General features: G+C 68.2%; 18 protein-coding genes. 15 read left to right on the forward strand and 3 right to left on the reverse strand.

The annotated features are described in order from the left end of the window. Window positions 1-201: 201 nt before the first annotated feature. From ACFQNJ_RS15125 to ACFQNJ_RS15150, 6 genes are all read left to right on the forward strand, one after another. Window positions 202-429 (forward strand): hypothetical protein, encoded by a 228-nt coding sequence (locus ACFQNJ_RS15125; protein ID WP_382259081.1) that lies wholly within the window; start codon window positions 202-204, stop codon window positions 427-429. Between the two features lie 107 nt (window positions 430-536). After that, window positions 537-1,667, forward strand: coding sequence for a glycolate oxidase subunit GlcE (gene glcE, locus ACFQNJ_RS15130; RefSeq protein WP_382259083.1), 1,131 nt, complete (start codon window positions 537-539; stop codon window positions 1,665-1,667). 3 nt (window positions 1,668-1,670) lie between these two features. Then, window positions 1,671-2,900 (forward strand): glycolate oxidase subunit GlcF, encoded by a 1,230-nt coding sequence (gene glcF, locus ACFQNJ_RS15135; RefSeq protein ID WP_382259085.1) that lies wholly within the window; start codon window positions 1,671-1,673, stop codon window positions 2,898-2,900. A gap of 156 nt (window positions 2,901-3,056) precedes the next feature. Continuing rightward, window positions 3,057-3,467 carry a DUF3597 domain-containing protein gene (locus ACFQNJ_RS15140; protein ID WP_382259087.1) on the forward strand — a complete coding sequence of 137 codons (411 nt, stop codon included), beginning with the start codon at window positions 3,057-3,059 and terminating at the stop codon, window positions 3,465-3,467. Window positions 3,468-3,523: 56 nt separating this feature from the next. Further along, window positions 3,524-3,904 carry a CidA/LrgA family protein gene (locus ACFQNJ_RS15145; protein WP_382259089.1) on the forward strand — a complete coding sequence of 127 codons (381 nt, stop codon included), beginning with the start codon at window positions 3,524-3,526 and terminating at the stop codon, window positions 3,902-3,904. Next, window positions 3,901-4,659: an LrgB family protein gene (locus tag ACFQNJ_RS15150; protein ID WP_382259091.1), complete on the forward strand. Its 759-nt coding sequence runs from the start codon at window positions 3,901-3,903 to the stop codon at window positions 4,657-4,659. Before ACFQNJ_RS15145 ends, ACFQNJ_RS15150 begins: the two co-directional genes overlap by 4 nt. A gap of 10 nt (window positions 4,660-4,669) precedes the next feature. Here ACFQNJ_RS15150 and ACFQNJ_RS15155 read toward each other — a convergent pair whose 3' ends face one another. Then, complete coding sequence (locus ACFQNJ_RS15155) at window positions 4,670-5,623, reverse strand: EamA family transporter (protein ID WP_382259093.1); 954 nt, start codon at window positions 5,621-5,623, stop codon at window positions 4,670-4,672. Window positions 5,624-5,693: 70 nt separating this feature from the next. Between ACFQNJ_RS15155 and ACFQNJ_RS15160 the strand changes: the two genes are divergently transcribed. After that, window positions 5,694-6,140 carry an Lrp/AsnC family transcriptional regulator gene (locus ACFQNJ_RS15160; RefSeq protein ID WP_382259095.1) on the forward strand — a complete coding sequence of 149 codons (447 nt, stop codon included), beginning with the start codon at window positions 5,694-5,696 and terminating at the stop codon, window positions 6,138-6,140. 36 nt (window positions 6,141-6,176) lie between these two features. On the opposite strand, the gene ACFQNJ_RS15165 is transcribed toward ACFQNJ_RS15160, so the two are convergent. After that, a complete protein-coding gene (locus ACFQNJ_RS15165; protein WP_382259097.1) occupies window positions 6,177-6,662 on the reverse strand; it encodes a glutathione peroxidase in 486 nt (161 codons plus the stop codon). Window positions 6,663-6,806: 144 nt separating this feature from the next. Here ACFQNJ_RS15165 and ACFQNJ_RS15170 point away from each other — a divergent pair, with 144 nt between their 5' ends. Next, a complete protein-coding gene (locus ACFQNJ_RS15170) occupies window positions 6,807-7,907 on the forward strand; it encodes a PleD family two-component system response regulator (protein WP_382259099.1) in 1,101 nt (366 codons plus the stop codon). Window positions 7,908-7,922: 15 nt separating this feature from the next. Here ACFQNJ_RS15170 and lplT read toward each other — a convergent pair whose 3' ends face one another. After that, entirely contained in the window at window positions 7,923-9,206 is a 1,284-nt protein-coding gene (gene lplT / locus ACFQNJ_RS15175; RefSeq protein ID WP_374639393.1) for a lysophospholipid transporter LplT, read from the reverse strand. 168 nt (window positions 9,207-9,374) lie between these two features. On the opposite strand from lplT, the gene alr reads away from it, so the two are divergent. The 7 genes from alr (at window position 9,375) to ACFQNJ_RS15210 (ending at window position 17,446) form a co-directional block, all read left to right on the forward strand. Then, complete coding sequence (gene alr, locus ACFQNJ_RS15180) at window positions 9,375-10,499, forward strand: alanine racemase (protein ID WP_382259101.1); 1,125 nt, start codon at window positions 9,375-9,377, stop codon at window positions 10,497-10,499. A 76-nt stretch (window positions 10,500-10,575) separates the two neighbouring features. After that, entirely contained in the window at window positions 10,576-11,715 is a 1,140-nt protein-coding gene (locus tag ACFQNJ_RS15185; protein ID WP_382259103.1) for an efflux RND transporter periplasmic adaptor subunit, read from the forward strand. A gap of 10 nt (window positions 11,716-11,725) precedes the next feature. Beyond that, complete coding sequence (locus ACFQNJ_RS15190; RefSeq protein WP_382259105.1) at window positions 11,726-14,974, forward strand: efflux RND transporter permease subunit; 3,249 nt, start codon at window positions 11,726-11,728, stop codon at window positions 14,972-14,974. Between the two features lie 37 nt (window positions 14,975-15,011). Beyond that, window positions 15,012-15,239 (forward strand): YgaP family membrane protein, encoded by a 228-nt coding sequence (locus ACFQNJ_RS15195; protein WP_374639397.1) that lies wholly within the window; start codon window positions 15,012-15,014, stop codon window positions 15,237-15,239. Window positions 15,240-15,261: 22 nt separating this feature from the next. Next, window positions 15,262-16,296, forward strand: a complete 1,035-nt coding sequence (locus ACFQNJ_RS15200; protein WP_382259107.1) for an SLAC1 family transporter — start codon at window positions 15,262-15,264, stop codon at window positions 16,294-16,296. A gap of 4 nt (window positions 16,297-16,300) precedes the next feature. Beyond that, the gene (locus ACFQNJ_RS15205) at window positions 16,301-16,609 is read left to right on the forward strand and encodes a metal-sensing transcriptional repressor (RefSeq protein ID WP_382259109.1); all 309 of its coding nucleotides are present in this window, start codon (window positions 16,301-16,303) and stop codon (window positions 16,607-16,609) included. 75 nt (window positions 16,610-16,684) lie between these two features. Continuing rightward, entirely contained in the window at window positions 16,685-17,446 is a 762-nt protein-coding gene (locus ACFQNJ_RS15210) for a sulfite exporter TauE/SafE family protein (protein ID WP_374639401.1), read from the forward strand. Window positions 17,447-17,459 lie beyond the last annotated feature (13 nt).

Here is a 17,459-nt window from a genome sequence, read left to right on the forward strand (position 1 = left end):
CCGCAACCCGCGTGGTGAGCAGCACGCCGAGAGGAATGATGCTGCCACGCTGTCTCTGAGAGTCTCCTTTGGATGTTCACCCCGCGTTGCCGAAAGGCACGCGGGGTCTTTTTTTGTCCCCCACGCGGGGGAGGCGAGATGGGCCATCCCCCGCTAGCATCGGCGGCCAACAGGGGAAGAAAGACCGGGAGGAGAAGAGCCATGACCACACGCGACCGGCATTGGATTGTTCTGGCGCTGGTCGCGTCGCTGGCCATGCCGGCCTGGGCGGGCAGCGCCAAGGCGCGTGAGGCCGCCCCGCGCGAGGCCGCACGCGTGAAGTTTCTGGACAGTGGCAGCGGCGAGACAAAGGCGGCACGGGAGAAGCGTTTGCGGCGGGAGTGCCGAGGACGCCCGAATGCCGGCGCCTGCCTCGGGTTTACCCGCTGACCCGCAGCCTCGGGCAGAGCGCTCTCGACGGGCAGGCGGCCGCGATTGCAGCGCGGCGTGCAAAAAATTCAACGGCGCGGGCGGGCCCGGTCGCTACCATCACGGCCATGAGCGACATCCCCACGAACGATTCCCCCCAGGGTCTGATCGACCAGGTGCGCGCGGCCATGGCCGACCGGACGCCGTTGCGCATCACCGGCGGCGGTACCAAGAACTTCTATGGCGAGGCGACGTCGGGGCGTCCGCTGGACGTCCGTGAGTGGACGGGCATTGTCAGTCACGAACCGACCGAGCTGGTCATCACCGTGCGGGCCGGCACGCCGCTGGCCGAGGTGCAGGCTGCGCTGGCGCAGAAGGGCCAGCATCTGCCTTTCGATCCCCCGCGTCTGGGGACCGGCTCGACCATTGGAGGGGTGGTGGCTTCGGGTCTTGCCGGTCCGGCACGCGCCACGGTGGGTGGCGTGCGGGATTTTGTGCTCGGCGCCCAGTTTGTGGATGGCCAGGGCCACTGGCTGACCTTCGGCGGCCAGGTGATGAAGAACGTGGCCGGCTACGACATCAGCCGTGCCCTGGCGGGTTCCATGGGGACACTGGGGGTGATCACTCACCTCTCGCTCAAGGTGCTGCCTGTGGCACCGGCCGAGGCCACGCTGGTCTTCCGTCTGGGCCAGCATGAGGCGCTGGAGCAGTTGCACCGTTGGGGTGGTCAGCCCCTGCCGCTGAACGCCTCCTGCTGGGTACGCGACGAGACGGCGCCGGATGCGCCCGAGCTGCTGTTTGTGCGCCTGCGCGGCGCGGTGGCGGCGGTCGAGGCCGCTGGCGAACGCATGCTGCGTGAGGTGGCGGGGGGCCAGCGCATGGACAACACCCAGGCCGCGGCGGACTGGGACGCCTGTCGCGACCATGCCTTGCCGTTTTTCCGGCCGGCGGCACCCGACCTGTGCCTCTGGCGCCTGTCGGTGCCACAGACCGCGCCGGTGCTGGAGCTGCCGTACCCGCAGCTGGTGGAATGGCAAGGCGCCCAGCGCTGGCTCTGGGCCCCGGCCAGCGCCGCCACAGCCGTCCGTGCGGCGGCCGCGGCGGTCCAGGGCCACGCCACCCTGTTCCGGCCCGGCGCCGATGGCGCGCCTGGTGTGCGCCGCTTCGACACCGAAAGTCCTGCCCTGCAGGCCATCACCCGCCGCCTGCGCGAAGCCTTCGACCCGCAGGGTTTGTTCAACCCGGGCCGGATGGGATAAGTCATGCAAACCAACCTCGCCCCCGAATTCAAAGGCACCGCCGACGGCATCGCCGCCGAGGCCATCCTGCGCAAGTGCGTGCACTGCGGCTTCTGCACCGCCACCTGCCCGACCTACCAGCTGCTCGGCGACGAGCTGGATGGTCCGCGAGGGCGCATCTACCTGATGAAGCAGGTGCTCGAAGGCGCCGAGCCCACGCGCGCCACCCAGATGCACCTGGACCGCTGCCTGACCTGCCGCAACTGTGAGAGCACCTGCCCCAGCGGGGTGGACTATGGCCACCTGGTCGACATCGGCCGCAAGATCGTGGACGCCAAGGTGCCTCGCCCGGCGGGAGAGAAGGCTGTGCGCTGGCTGCTCAAGGAAGGCCTGACCTCGCCCGCCTTCGGCCCGGCCATGAAGCTGGGCCAGCTGGTGCGTGGTCTGCTGCCCGAGACGCTGAAGAACAAGGTGCCCGCCAGGCAGGACGCCGGCCGCTGGCCGACGGCCACGCATGCGCGCAAGGTGCTGATGCTCGCGGGCTGCGTGCAGCCGGCCATGATGCCCAACATCAACACCGCCACCGCGCGCGTGCTCGACGCCGCCGGCATCCAGACCGTGGTGGCGCCCGAGGCGGGCTGTTGCGGCGCGGTCAAGTTCCACCTGAATGACCAGGACGGCGGCACGGCGCAGATGCGCGCCAACATCGACGCCTGGTGGCCGCACGTGGAGCAAGGGGTGGAGGCCATCGTGATGAACGCCTCGGGGTGCGGCGTCACGGTCAAGGAATACGGCCATATCCTGCGTGACGACCCGGCGTACGCCGCCAAGGCGGCGCGCATCAGCGAACTGACCCGTGACCTCAGCGAGTTGCTGCCAGCGCTGGTGCCGGTGCTCCAGCCCAAGCTGGCTGCCAAGCCCGACACCAGGAAAGTCATCGGCTTTCATCCGCCCTGCACGCTGCAGCACGGGCAGAAGCTCAAGGGCGGCGTCGAGACGCACCTGGCGGCGCTGGGTTTCACGGTGCAGGTGGCGCGCAACGAATCGCACCTGTGCTGCGGTTCGGCCGGCACTTACTCGGTACTCAACCCAGAGCTGGCCTATCAGCTGCGTGATCGCAAGCTCGGCCACCTGAGCGAACTGCAACCGGCGGTGATTGCCAGTGCCAACATCGGATGCATCACGCACCTGCAAAGCGGCACCGATACCCCGGTGCGTCACTGGGTGGAACTCCTGGATGAGGCGCTGACCTGACAGGGACCGGCATTTGCGCACACCCGATAACGGGCTCGGAAGACAGTGCACAAAAAGTAATGTCTTTGTCGTGGGTTGGGGGTAAGCTGCATCCGTGCTGACCGGGGCGTCCGGGCAGTGCCGCTTTGTCAACCAACGCAACCGGAGGAGAGCACCATGGGATTTTTCAGCAACATCCTGGAGAAGCTGGGCATGAAGGAAGCGGCGGCGGCGCCGGTGATCACGCCGCCTGCGGCCGTGGCCCCGGCAGCGCCTGCGCCCGCGGCGGTCGCGGCAGCACCGGCCGAACCGGTGGTGCAACCCATCGCCATGGTCGACGTCATGACCCTGCTGGCCGAAAAGGCGGCCAAGCATCCCGAGAAGCTCAACTGGAAGACGTCCATCGTCGACCTGCTCAAGCTGCTGGGCCTGGACAGCAGCCTGGCTGCGCGCAAGGAGCTGGCCAAGGAGTTGTACTGCCCTGATGAACTGATGAGCGACTCGGCCAGGATGAACATGTGGCTGCACAAGAATGTGCTGGGCCACATCGCCGCCAACGGTGGCAACATTCCCAAAGAGCTGCTCTGAGAAACGCGGGCCGAAGGGGTCCGCACCTTGGGGTGGCATTGCCTGAGTGAGGAACCATGATCGCTGCTCTGGCCACCCTGCTGGTTTTTCAGTTGCTGGGCGAGGCGCTGGTGCGCACGCTGGGCCTGCCGGTGCCCGGCCCGGTGCTGGGTCTGGCCCTGCTGCTGCCCGTGCTGGCCTGGCGGCCATCGGTGCTGGCCATGGTCCGGCCCACCGCACAGACCCTGCTGCAGCACCTGTCGCTGCTGTTCGTGCCGGCGGGCGTGGGGGTGATGCTGCACCTGCAGCGACTGGGTGACGAGGCGCTGGCGATTGGTGTGGCGCTGGTGCTCTCCACCTGGATCGGGCTGGTGGCGGCGGCCCTGACCCTGCAGGCGCTGATGCGGCTGACCCGTGGTTCTGAACCCGATGCCGCCTCGCCGGAGGGGCGGTCTTGAACGCCGGGTTGCCGCTGGCCGAAGGTGCCGCCGGCCGACTGGCCGATGTCTGGGTCTACCTCTCGGCCACGCCGCTGCTGGGTCTGACGGTGACGCTGCTGATGTACCAGGGCGCGTTCGTGCTGTATCGGCGCAGCGGCTTTCATCCGCTGGCCAATCCGGTGGCGTTTTCGGTCATCGGTCTGGGGCTGCTGCTCTGGGCCACGGGCACCCCCTATGCCACCTATTTCGAGGGTGCGCAATTCGTGCACTTTCTGCTCGGGCCGGCCACGGTGGCGCTGGCCGTGCCGCTGCTGGAGCAACTGCCGCGCCTCAAGCGCCTGTGGCTGCCACTGTTCGGTGCCCTGGTGGCCGGCACCCTGGCGGCCACCGTCAGCGCCATCGGCATCGGCTGGTTGCTGGGCGCCTCCAAGGCCACGCTGGCCTCGCTGGCGCCCAAGTCGGTCACCACCCCGGTGGCCATGGGGATCGCCGAGCAGATTGGGGGGCTGCCCTCGCTGACGGCGGTGCTGGTGGTGAGCACCGGCATCCTGGGTGCGGCCACCGCGCGCTACCTGTTCGATGCGCTGCGCATCAGCGACCCGGCGGTGCGGGGCTTCGCGCTGGGCACGGCGGCGCACGGCATCGGCACCGCGCGGGCCTTTCAGGTCAGTGAGGAAATGGGGGCCTTCGCCGGCCTGGCCATGGGCCTGTCGGCCTTGTTCAGTGCACTGGTGCTGCCGGCGGTGGCGGGTCTGTTGCTGCGCTGGGTCTGATCACCCTGCTTCAGGCGCGGCGCAGTCCGCCCAGCCCCAGCCGGGGCTGCAGCCAGCGCCACACCGGTTGCCCGTAGATGATGCAGGCCAGCGCCAGCAGGATCAGCGGCAGCGCGATGAACACCTGGCCGGTCAGCACCTCGCCACCCAGGGCCACCCCCACCCACAGCGCCACCACCGGGTTGACGAAGGAGTAGCTGCCGGCCAGCGCGGGCGAGGCGTTCTTGAGCAGCCACAGATAGGCGTTGAGCGTGACCAGCGTGCCCATGACCACCAGGTACAGCCAGGCCAGCGACGACGTCAGGCTCATCTGCAGCGGGCTCCAGCTGTGCGAGGCTGGCTCCAGCCACCAGGCGGTGACGGCGCCCATGAGGCCGCCCAGCAGCCACTGCGCGGCCGAGGCCATGGCGGGGGCAGGCAAGTCGAGCTTGCGCGAGGCATAGGAGCCGATGCTCCAGCACAGGGGCGCACCGAAGGCCAGCAGCGCACCGAGCCAGGTGGCCGAGAAGTCGCCCTCGAGCGCCAGCACGGCGGCACCCATGACCCCCAGGCCCAGGCCGATCCAGCTGGTGACCGGTACCCGCTCGCCGCCCCAGCGCGTCCACAGCGCCAGCCACATTGGCATGGTGGTCACCACCGTGGCCATCAGGCCCGAGCCGATACCCATTTTCTGGGCCATCACGACCATGCCCATCGCGCCGAAGACCATCAGGCCGCCGATCAGGGCCGAATGCCGCCACTGGGCCGGTGTGGGCCAGGGCAGGCGCTGCCAGCGGGCAATCGCCAGCATCACCGCGCCCGCGACCAGGAAGCGCGTGCCGTTCATGAACAGCGGCGGCATGGTCTGCATGGCCAGGTTCAGGGCGTGGTAGGTCGTGCCCCAGACGATGTAGACGATCAGCAGCGCGGTGATCAGGCGCATGCGGTCGTCGCTGGCGCCGGGCAGTCGGAAAAAGATTGGCATTTCTGGCCTCAGGGCGGAAAATGTTCGGTGCCGGTTAGGCGAATCCGAATGTATCCGAAGATTTGACCCAATGCAAGATAATTTCCAGACGGATGACCTTGACAGAAGAATTCTTACGGCTCTGGCCGTTGATAGTCGCCGTTCGTACGCCGATCTGGCCGGCGAGGTAGGCATGTCGACGGCGGCGGTGCACGAGCGGGTGCGCAAGATGGTCGATCGGGGGGTGATCGAGCGCTTCTCGATCAAGGTGGCGCCTGAGGCGCTGGGGCTGCACCTGACGGCCTTCGTGGCCATCCGCAACGACGGCGGTGCCCATTGCCGGGAGATTGCGACGCGGCTGCGCGAACTGCCCGAGGTGGTGGAGGTGCACAGCGTCGCCGGCGAACACGACTCGCTGGTCAAGGTGCGATGCACGCATGCGCGGGCGCTGGAGGACGTGCTCTACGCCATCAAGGCGATTCCGGGTGTGCTGCGCACGACCAGCACGGTGGTGCTCAACACCGAATTCGAGCGGTGACGTGGAGCCCCCACGCTCCGCCGCTGCGCAGGTCTTTCAGGCGGCCAGCGCGGCTTCGATGTCCTTGGCCAGCTTGTCGGGGGCGTCCTGGGGTGCGTAGCGTTTGATCACCCGGCCGTCCTTGCCCACCAGGAACTTGGTGAAGTTCCACTTGATGGCTTTGCTGCCCAGGAGGCCCGGGGCCTCGGCGGTGAGCCAGCGGTACAGCGGATGGGCGTCGGCGCCGTTGACCTCGATCTTGCTCATCATCGGGAAACTCACCCCGTAATTGCGCTGGCAGAACGCGCCGATTTCCTCGTTGCTGCCCGGGTCCTGACTGCCGAACTGGTTGCACGGAAAACCCAGCACCGCCAGGCCCTTTCCGCCATAGGTCTGGTGCAGCTTTTCCAGGCCCGCGAACTGCGGCGTGAAGCCGCAGGCGCTGGCCGTGTTGACGATCAGCATCGCCTGGCCACGAAACTGCTCAAGGGAGACGGGTTGGCCGTCGATGGACAAGGCCTCGAAGTCGTAGATGGTGGACACGCGGACATACCTCCGATGTGGGATGGTTGGTGATCAGCGATGAAAACTATCACGATTTGCGCGGTTGAATGACGATCGCATTGGGTGACCTTGTAAACCCGATGAGATACTCCCGACCGTTTGAAGTACAACAAAAGGTACCGCATGGCAAAGGCAGAGCAGGCATACACGGTGGCCCTGGTGGGCTTTGCGCAGAACGAATCGACCACGTTCGAATCGTTCTTTCGCATGGCCGCTGCCCGCCGCCCGCCTGCCTACCGGGTACAGGAAGAGGTGGTCGACGCCCAACTCCTGATCGTCAATGCCGACAACCCCCAGGCCATTCACCTGGTGCAACTGGCCGAGTTGCCGGGGCGGGTGCTGCTGATCGGTCAGCACGACGCGGGTACCGGCTGGGCCCTGGAGAAGAAGCCGGTCAAGCTGGTCAATGTGCTGGCCGCGATGGACCGCTTGGTCGGGTACCGGACGGCTGTGCCCAAGATGGCACCGGCCGCGGCCAGCCCGGGCTTCCAGCCCTCGATGATCAAGCCCCTGGACGAGAGCATGCGGCGGGTGACAGGGCGCGCATCCCGGTCGGCGATGGCACCGGCTGCCGCCCTGGCGCCCAGGCCCGACACCGAGTTCCCGCCCACCCGGCCGATGACACGAGCGGTTGTGCCCACCCCCCCGGCGGCGCCCGCAGCATCCCCCCGCAGGCACCACGCACCCGGCGTGATGCGGCTGACCGACTTTGGCGGGCTCGATGAGCTGCCCGCCGCGGTGGCAGCGCCGGCCCCACGGTCTTCGCGCCACACCCGCACGGGTCAGCGTTCTGCCGTGGAGGCGCCGCAAGCGCCCTCTGGCGACATGCTGCTGGTCTCCGAGAGCCTGGTCGAGGGGCGCATCCTCCACAAGCGCTTCTCGCGCTACGGCCTGAAGATCGACTGGTCGCGCGAAGGCAAACAGGTGGCGGCCATGCTCAAGGCCCATCCTTACCGGCTGGTGGTCATCGACCGGGTGACCGGCGAACCCGATGCCTTCCAGATCTGTCGCCAGGCGCGCCAGCGCCGCCTGCCCAACGGCCAGCCGCCCACCGTGATCATGTTCGCGCCCACGGCCGGGAACATGGACCGGATCAAGGCGGGTCTGGCCGGCAGCGATGCCTATCTGTCGCGCTCGGTGTCCGAGGCCGATCTGTACAAGATCCTGGGCCAGCACCGGCTGGTGAGCCTGGACGGCTTTGCGCCGACCGACGTGGCCTTCTGATCGGCCTGACCCGCCTCAGCCGTGCAGGTCGTCCCGGCGGGCGATCTCCAGCAGGCGTTCCAGTTCGTGGGGATGGGTGCGTTCGTTGTGGCGGTGCCAGCGGGCGATCAGCCACATGCAGCCGGCCACCAGCACGCCGAAGCCTGTGATGGCGGCAAAAGCGGACACACCAAGACCCGTGGCCAGGCTGTAGAGGAAGCCCAGCCCCAGGATGCAGGCCTGCTCGTTGAAGTTCTGGACCGCGATCGAGCGCCCGGCGCCCATCAGGTTGTGGCCGCGATGCTGCAGCAGCGCGTTCATGGGTACGACCAGGAACCCCCCCAGCCCGCCCAGCAGCACCAGGAAGGGGGCGGCCACCCAGACGTTGTCGATGAAATTCATGGCCAGCACCAGAACACCCATGCCGATGCCCAGCGGCATCACGCGCGTGGCCTGGTCCAGCCGCATGCGCAGGGAAGCCACGACGGCGCCCACGGCGGTGCCCAGGGCCACGACGCCCACCAGACTGGATGCCTGCGTGGTGCTGTAGCCCAGGGCCGCACCGGCCCAGGCCAGCACGATGTAGCGCAGGTTGCCGCTCACACCCCAGAACAGGGTGGTGGTGGCCAGCGAGATCTGGCCCAGGCGGTCGTGCCAGAGGCGGCTGTTGCAGCGCCAGAAGTCGGGCAGCAGGGCCAGCGGGTTGCTCGGCATCGGCCGCGGGGTGACCCCGGTCAGCGGGATGCGCAGGTTGAAGATGGCCGCCAGGACATACACGCTCACCAGCACCGCGATCGCGGCTTCGGCCGCGTGGTCGATGCCGGTGTTCATGCCCGGCAGGTCGACCGACAGCAGCATGGCCGACAGGTACGGCCCCACCAGCTGGCCGCCCAGCAGCACCCCCAGAATGATCGAGGCGATGGTCAGGCCCTCGATCCAGCCGTTGGCCTTGACCAGCTGGGACGGCGGCAGCAGTTCGGTCAGGATGCCGTACTTGGCAGGCGAATAGGCCGCTGCGCCCAGGCCGACCAGGGTGTAGGCCATGAGCGGATGCACTCCCACCAGCATGAGCAGGCAGCCGACCACCTTGATGGCGTTGCTGATGAACATGACCTGTCCCTTGGGCCGGGCGTCGGCGAACGCGCCCACAAACGGGGCCAGTGCGACGTAGAACAGGGCGAACAGGGGGACCAGGGCCGCGCTCTGCCATTCCGGCGCCTGCCGGCTGCGCAGCAGTTCGATGGCCGCGACGAACAGCGCGTTGTCAGCCAGGGAGCTGAAGAACTGCGCCGTCATGATGGTGTAGAAGCCGCGCTTCATGGGGATGATTTCGGGAACCGGGCCAACAAATGTAGGGGGCCCGAAGCGGCCGTTTTGTGCGAAAGTCCGACGTCAGTCTCCAGGGCAGCCGGTTATAGCACGGCGTCTGTGACGAAACGTAGTACCTAAGAATCCATCCGTTGGGGTGAATACCCCTAGTCCTGCACCATGCCGCGTCCGATCCTTGCCACCGTCCATCCCGACGCCCTGCGTCACAACCTTGACCAGGCCCGCCGGCGGGCACCCGACGCCCGGGTGTGGGCGGTGGTCAAGGCCAACGCCTATGGCCACGGCATCGAGCGGGTGTTTGAAGCCTTGCGGGGTGCGGACGGTTTTGCGCTGCTCGACCTGGCCGAGGCCCAGCGGCTGCGGGCGCTGGACTGGCGTGGCCCCATCCTGCTGCTGGAGGGGGTGTTCGAGGCGCGCGATCTGGAGCTGTGCTCCCGCCTGAACCTGTGGCACGCGGTCCACTGCGACGAGCAGATCGACTGGCTGGCCGCGCACAAGACCCAGCACCCGCACCGGGTGTTCCTCAAGCTCAACAGCGGGATGAACCGGCTGGGTTTCACCCCGGGCGGGTTCCGGGCGGCCTGGGCGCGCCTCAATGCCCTGCCCCAGGTCGAGGAAATCTCGCTCATGACGCATTTCAGCGACGCTGACGGGCCGCGTGGCATAGCCCACCAGGTGGCGGCCTTCGAGGCGGCCACGGCCGATCTGCCGGGTGAGCGCACGCTGTGCAACAGCGCGGCCATCCTGCGCCATGCCCAGTCGCCACTGAAGGGGGAGGGTGTCAGCACCCTGGCCGCCGACTGGGTGCGCGAGGGCATTGCCCTGTATGGCAGCGCGCCCGATTACCCCGAGCACAGTGCTGCCGACTGGGACTTGCAGCCGACCTTAACCTTGTCCAGCCGGGTGATCGGTGTCCAGAGCCTGCAACCGGGCGATACGGTGGGCTACGGCTCCACCTTCACCGCCGAGGCGCCGATGCGCATTGGCGTGGTGGCCTGCGGTTACGCCGACGGCTATCCCCGTCATGCCCCCACCGGCACGCCGGTGCTGGTGGGCGGGGTGCGCACACGCCTGGTCGGCCGGGTCAGCATGGACATGATTACTGTCGACCTCTCGCCCCTGGATGCGGCCGGCGTGCCGGCCTCCATCGGGACCGAGGTGGTGCTGTGGGGCGTGAGCGCCGGCGGTGCCAGCCTGCCGGTGGACGAGGTGGCGCGCGCGGCCGGCACAATCAGTTATGAGTTGCTGTGTGCCGTGGCACCCCGGGTGCCGTTTGGTCCCTGACGCCAACGGGGCGGCGCAGGGGTTATTGTACCCCTGGGGGTATATGTGTATACTCTTGCAGGTATAGGAGAACACCATGTCTGCGCGCCTTCGTCATCCGTCCATCGCTGCTGTTGCCGGTTCCCGTCAACCCCGTCGTCTGGCCCTGGGCCTGCTCACGGCCGGATGGCTGGCCGGCGGATTCCTGTCGGTCTCACAAGCCCTCGCATCCGATGCCCCGGCCACGGGTCCACAGGTGCCCGTCATGGTGCTGGGCGAACGATCGGTCGGCGCAGGTCTGGTCATGGACGGAAGCCTGCAAGCGGTGCAGCAAAGCGTGCTGTCGGCACAGGCCAGCGGCCGCATTGCCAGCCTGAACGTCAAGGCCGGTGACCGGGTCAAGGCCGGGCAGTTGCTGGCGGTCATTGATGACCGCGTCACGCAGGCCGGTGTGGCGCAGGCCCAGGCCGGCGTGGCCCAGGCCGAAGCCAACCTGGCCAACGCCCGCGCCGCCTATGAGCGCACCCGGGACTTGCGCGCCCAGGGCTTTGTGGCGCAGGCCGCGCTCGATGCCGCCCAGGCCCAGTTCCGTGCGGCCGAGGCGGGTGCCGCTGCCGCCCGCGCCGGCCAGACCCAGGCTTCGGTGGCTCAGGGCTTCACCCGCCTGACCGCTCCGTATGACGGCTGGGTGCTGGCCACCCACGCCGAGGCCGGTTCGCTGGCCATGCCGGGTGCCCCGGTGCTGACCGTCTACGCACCGCAGCCCATCCGGGCCGTGGTGCATGTGCCGGCGTCCCAGCAGGGCCTGGTGCAGACGGCCAGCCGCATCGAGGTGCGCCTGCCCGGTACCGACCGATGGGTGCAGCCGGTGGCCCGCACCAGCCTGCCGGCGGCCGATGCGGTGTCGCAGACGGTCGAGTGGCGGCTGGACCTGAGCGCGGCCGATGGCGCCGGCCAGGTGCCCGGTCGCCAGACCCAGGTGCGTTTTGTCGGCGGCGAGTCCCAGCGCCTGGTGGTGCCGTCGTCGGCCCTGCTGCGCCGGGGTGAGCTGACCGGGGTGTATGTGGTCACGCCGCGCGGCGAAGGCCAGTCCGGGTTTGCGCTGCGCGCCGTGCGCGCCGGTGCCAGCCATGGCGAGGCCGGGGTGGAAATCCTCTCGGGCCTGAAGGCGGGTGACCGCGTGGCCCTGGACCCGGTGCGTGCCGGCCTGGCCGGTGCCCGCCCGGCGGCTCAGTGAGGTCCCTGTCATGAGTGCCTCCCCGTCCTCCAACGAAAAGCTGGGCTTCTCGGGTGCCGTCGCCCGGATGTTCCAGGCCAACGCCATCACGCCGCTGCTGGCCCTGGTGGCCCTGCTGCTGGGCCTCTTTGCCGTGCTGGTCACCCCGCGCGAGGAAGAGCCGCAGATCAACGTGACGATGGCGAATGTCATCATCCCGTTCCCGGGGGCGTCCAGCGCCGACGTCGCCAAGATGGTGGCGCAGCCGGCCGAGCAGGTGCTCTCGCAGATCCAGGGCATCGAGCACACCTACTCGGTGTCGCGGCCCGGTGTGGCGGTGCTGACCGTCCAGTTTCAGGTGGGTGTGCCGCGCACCGAGGCGCTGGTGCGCCTGTACGACGTGCTCAACGCCAATCAGGACTGGCTGCCTCAGGGGCTGGGGGTGATGACCCCCATCGTCAAACCCAAGGGCATCGACGATGTGCCAGTGCTGGCGGCCACGCTGTGGACCCAGGACGCGCAGAGTGCGCTGGACCTGGAGCGGGTGGCGCACTCGGTCGAGACCGAACTCAAGCGCGTGCCCGGCACCCGCGAGGTGGTCACCATCGGTGGTCCGGGCCGTGCGGTGCACGTCTGGCTGGAGCCCAACCGACTGCGCGAGCGTGGCGTGAGCGTGCAGCAGTTGCATGGCGCCATCGCGGCGGCCAACCAGGCCATGCCCTCTGGTGCTGTGGTCAACCCGGCGCCTGCGGCAGGCGAGCCTGGCATGTTGACGGTGGAGACCGGCGAGTTCCTTCAGAACGAGCAGGATGTGGGCGACATCGTCGTCGGCGTGAGCAACGGCCGTCCGATCTACCTGCGTGAAGTGGCCCGCATCGAGACCGGAGCGAAGCAGCCCCAGCGCTACGTCTGGTTCACCCCGGGCGCGGCCGATAGCGCCCACGCCGGCGCTCAGGGTCAGAACCACCCGGCCGTGACCATCACCGTCACCAAGAAGCCGGGCGAGAACGCAGTGGATGTGGCGCGCGGTGCCGCCGAGCGTCTGGAGAACCTGAAAAACACCGTCATCCCCGACGACGTGCAGGTCAGCATCACCCGCGACTACGGCCAGACCGCGGCCGACAAGGCCAACCAGCTGATCAAGAAGCTGATCTTCGCCACCGCCAGCGTGATCGTGCTGGTCGGCCTGGCGCTGGGCCGGCGCGAGGCGGTCATCGTCGGTGCGGCGGTGATCCTGACGCTGACCGCCACGCTGTTTGCCAGCTGGGCCTGGGGCTTCACGCTCAACCGGGTGTCGCTGTTCGCGCTCATTTTCTCCATCGGCATTCTGGTGGACGACGCCATCGTGGTGGTGGAGAACATCCATCGCCACCGGCAGCTCACGCCGGGCGAGCCGCTGTCGGTCATCATCCCCCGCGCGGTGGATGAGGTGGGCGGCCCGACCATCCTGGCCACCTTCACCGTGATCGCGGCGCTGCTGCCCATGGCCTTCGTGACCGGCCTGATGGGCCCGTACATGAGCCCGATCCCGATCAACGCCAGCATGGGCATGGCCATCTCGCTGGCGATCGCCTTCACCGTCACGCCCTGGCTGGCGCTCAAGCTCACCAAGGCCGACGGCCATGCCGACCATGGCCCGGGCAAGCTCACCAGCGCGCTGCAGAACACCTTTACCAAGATCCTCACCCCCTTCCTGCAAAGTGCGCGCAAGCGCTGGCTGCTCCTGGCCGGCATCCTCGCGGCGCTGATGCTGTCGGTGGGTCTGGCGGTGGTGCAGTGGGTGGTGCTCAAGATGCTGCCCTTCGACAACAAGAGCGAGTATCAGGTGGTGGTGGACATGCCCGCCGGCACGCCGCTGGAAGGCACGACCGCGGTGCTGCAGGACATGACCGCCTGGCTGGCACAGCAGCCCGAAGTGGCCAATGTGCAGGGCTACGCTGGCACCGCCAGCCCGATCACCTTCAATGGTCTGGTGCGTCAGTACTACCTGCGCGCCGACGCCGAGGGCGGCGACCTGCAGGTCAACCTGGTGGGTGCGGCCGACCGCAAGGAAAAGAGCCACGCCATCGCGCAGCGTCACCGTCCGGACCTGGAGAAGATCGCAGCCGCTCATGGCGCCCGCATCAAGGTGGTGGAAGTGCCGCCAGGCCCGCCGGTAATGTCGCCCATCGTGGCCGAGGTCTATGGCCCCGACCAGGCCGGACGGGCCGAGTTGGCACAGCGTGTGGCCAAGGCGTTTGCCGGTACGCCGGACATCGTCGGCATCGACACCACCCTCAAGGAAAACGCCCCGCGCGCTTTCCTGCGCATCCAGCGCCAGCGGGCCGAATCGCTGGGCATTCCGGTGCAGGTGATTGCGCAGACCGTCTACGCGGCGCTGTCCGGGTCGGACGCGGCCTACCTGCACGACGGTCACGCCAAGTTCGCGGTGCCGGTGCGCATCCAGCTGCCCCGCGAATCGCAGGTCGGGCTCGATGCGGTGCTGGCGCTGCCGCTGAAGGCCGCCAACGGGCGCATGGTCCCGCTGTCCGAACTGGTCACCGTCGAGCGCGGCGTGATCGACCAGCCGCATTACACCAAGAACTTGCTGCCGGTCACCTATGTGATGGGTGACATGGCCGGCGCGCTGGACTCGCCGCTGTACGGCCTGTTCGGCATCCGTCCGGCGCTCAAGGACGCGGCGCTGCCCAACGCGGGCGAGCTCAATGAGTACTGGATCAGCCAGCCCAAGGACCCGTACCGCCAGTACGCCGTCAAATGGGATGGCGAATGGCAGATCACCTACGAGACCTTCCGCGACATGGGCGCGGCCTACGGCGTCGGCCTGATCCTGATCTACCTGCTGGTGGTGGCGCAGTTCAAGAGCTACCTCACGCCGCTGATCATCATGGCGCCGATCCCGCTGACCATGATCGGCGTGATGCCCGGCCACGCGCTGCTGCAGTCGCAGTTCACCGCCACGTCCATGATCGGCATGATCGCGCTGGCCGGCATCATCGTGCGCAACTCCATCCTGCTGGTGGACTTCATCGAGCTGGAGACCGCCAAAGGTGTGCCCTTTGCGCAGGCGGTGGTGCAGTCGGCCGCCGTGCGCGCCCAGCCGATTGCGCTGACCGGCCTGGCCGCCATGATGGGCGCCTTCTTCATCCTGGACGACCCGATCTTCAATGGTCTGGCCATCTCGCTGATTTTCGGCATTGCCGTCTCGACCATGCTCACGCTGGTCGTCATTCCGGTGCTCTATTACGCGATGTATCGCAAACAGTTCGAGACCGCGTGATCCCTGTGTTCAACCGTTTTTCATCAAGGAGTCTGACATGACCGTCGAACGTTACATCCGCATCCTCGCTGGCTTCATGGTCCTGCTGTCGCTGGCCCTGGGTGTCGAAGGCAGCCCCATCTTCGTCAACAAGTGGTTCCTGGCCCTGACCGCCTTTGCCGGCTTCAACCTGTTCCAGTCCGGCTTCACCGGTTTCTGCCCGCCGGCCATCCTGCTCAAGAAGCTGGGTGTGCCCGAGGGCGGCAGTGCCTGTAAAGTGAAGTGACCGATCCACGCTGCTGAACGCCATGTCCTCACCCACGCCCCTGAAATTCCTGATGCCCGGCTGGTTTGCCATCGTCATGGGCTTGTGCGGCCTGTCGCTGGCGTGGTACCGGGCCCAGGGGCTGATGGGCGAGATGGCGGCGGTGTTTTCGCTGCTGGTGGGCTTGCTGGCGCTGGTGGTGGCGGTGGTGCTGCTGGCCGCGTCACTGACCCGATGGCAGCGCTACCCGCAGGCCCTGGCCGAGGACCTCAAGCACCCGGTGCGCCATGCCTTTGTCGCCGCCATCCCGGTGTCCCTGCTGCTGCTGGCGGCCGTGGGCGTGGCGCACGACGGCGCCAGCGGTGACCTCAACCTGGCCTGGCAGGCCTTGTGGTGGGCAGGCAGCCTGACCCAGCTGTGGGCGACGGTGTGGGTGCTGGGCCGCTGGCTGGCGCCCGTGGCGCTGGTGCCGGCGGGTGCCAATCCCGGTGGCCTCTGGCCCTCGGTGACGCCCGTGCTGCTGATTCCCGTGGTGGGCAACGTGGTGGTGCCGCTGGCGGGCCTGCCGCTGGGACATGAACTGTGGTCCATGGCGCAGTTTGGCATCGGTGCGTTTCTGTGGCCCATCGTCATCGGTCTGGTGCTGGTGCGCCGGCTCGCCCACAGCCCGCTGCCTGATCGCATCCTGCCGGCCTGGTTCATCACCATCGCGCCGCCGTCGGTGATCGGTGTGGTCCTCATGCAGATGCAGGCCCCGCTGGCGCTGGCAGTGGGTCTTTGGGGCGTCGCGCTGTTTTTTCTGGTGTGGCTGCTGCCTGTGCTGCGCCGCATTGCCACCCAGCCGTTCAGCATCGCCTTCTGGGGGTTGTCGTTCCCGCTCGCGGCCCTGGCCACGCTGACCCTGCTCATCGTCGAGGCCATGCCGGGCCAGGGTCTGCTGCAGACCCTGGGTGTGCTGCTGCTGGCCGCCAGCTCCATCGTCATCATCTGGCTGTGTTTTGCCACGGTGCGGGGCCTGCGCGACGGCACGCTCCTGGCACCCGAGCCGGTGGCCACCATCACCCCCACCGCGGCCTGAGGCCATGAGCGCCGCGCCGCCGACCGCCGCCCCCGCGCTGAATCCGCAGCGGCGCTCGGAACTGCTGCACCGCCTGCGCCGGGCCGAAGGGCAGGTCAGGGGCCTGCAGAAGCTGCTGGAAGAGGGCGCCGACTGCACCAAGATTGCCCAGCAGCTGCTGGCCACCCGACACGCATTGGACAGCACCTACGTGCGTCTCAACCTCTCCGTGGCCGAGCAGGAACTGGCGGCCCACCAGACCGAGGGCCTGCCGCCGGAGGCCATCGGCGAGGTGATCGACCGGCTGCAGGACCGGCTCGGTCGCGCCCGCTGACCCCGCGCGGGATCGGCGAGCACTTTTGACCTGGATGAGGGCAAAGACCGCTCGCGGTGCCGGAATAATGCCGGCATGAGCGATGTGTCCTCCCTGATGTTGCTGGCCGCCGCAGCCTTTGGTGCCGGTGTGCTCAATGCCATCGCTGGCGGTGGCAGCTTCCTGACCTTTCCGGCCCTGGTGTTCACCGGCGTGCCGCCGATCGTGGCCAACGCCACCAGTGCGCTGGCGGTCAGTCCCGGCTACCTGGGCAGCACGCTGGGTTTCCGGCCAGAGCTGCGTGCCTTGCCGGCGCGCCGTTTGTGGCGCGAAGCCCTGATCGCGGCGGTGGGTGGACTGGCGGGAGCGGGCCTGTTGCTGGTGACCCCGGCCAAGGTCTTTGCGGGTATCGTGCCCTGGCTGTTGCTGTTTGCCACGGTGCTGTTTGCCGCCGGGCCTCTGATCGCCCGCCGCGCCCAGGCCGCCGCGGGCCACGCGCAGGGGCTGGACCGCTGGCGCGAACCCGGTCTGCTGGCCGTGGCCATCTATGGTGGCTACTTCAATGGCGGGCTGGGCATCCTGCTGATGGCGCTGTACACCGTCACGGGCGAGGGGCGCATCCACACCGTCAATGCGCTCAAGAACCTCAATTCGCTGGTGCTGTCCTGGCTGTCGGTGGCGGCCTTCGTGGTGGCCGGTGCCATCGCGTGGCGTCAGGGCCTGATCATGATGGTCGCGGCCACGGCCGGCGGCTTCTTTGGCGCCCGCTGGTCCAAGCGCCTGCCGGCCCCGGTGGTGCGCACGGGTGTCATCGTCACCGGTCTGGTCATGAGCGCGGTCTTCTTCCTGCGCGGCTGAACATGGCCCGGGC

Source organism: Hydrogenophaga bisanensis (assembly GCF_042665135.1).
GTDB lineage: Bacteria > Pseudomonadota > Gammaproteobacteria > Burkholderiales > Burkholderiaceae_C > Hydrogenophaga > Hydrogenophaga bisanensis.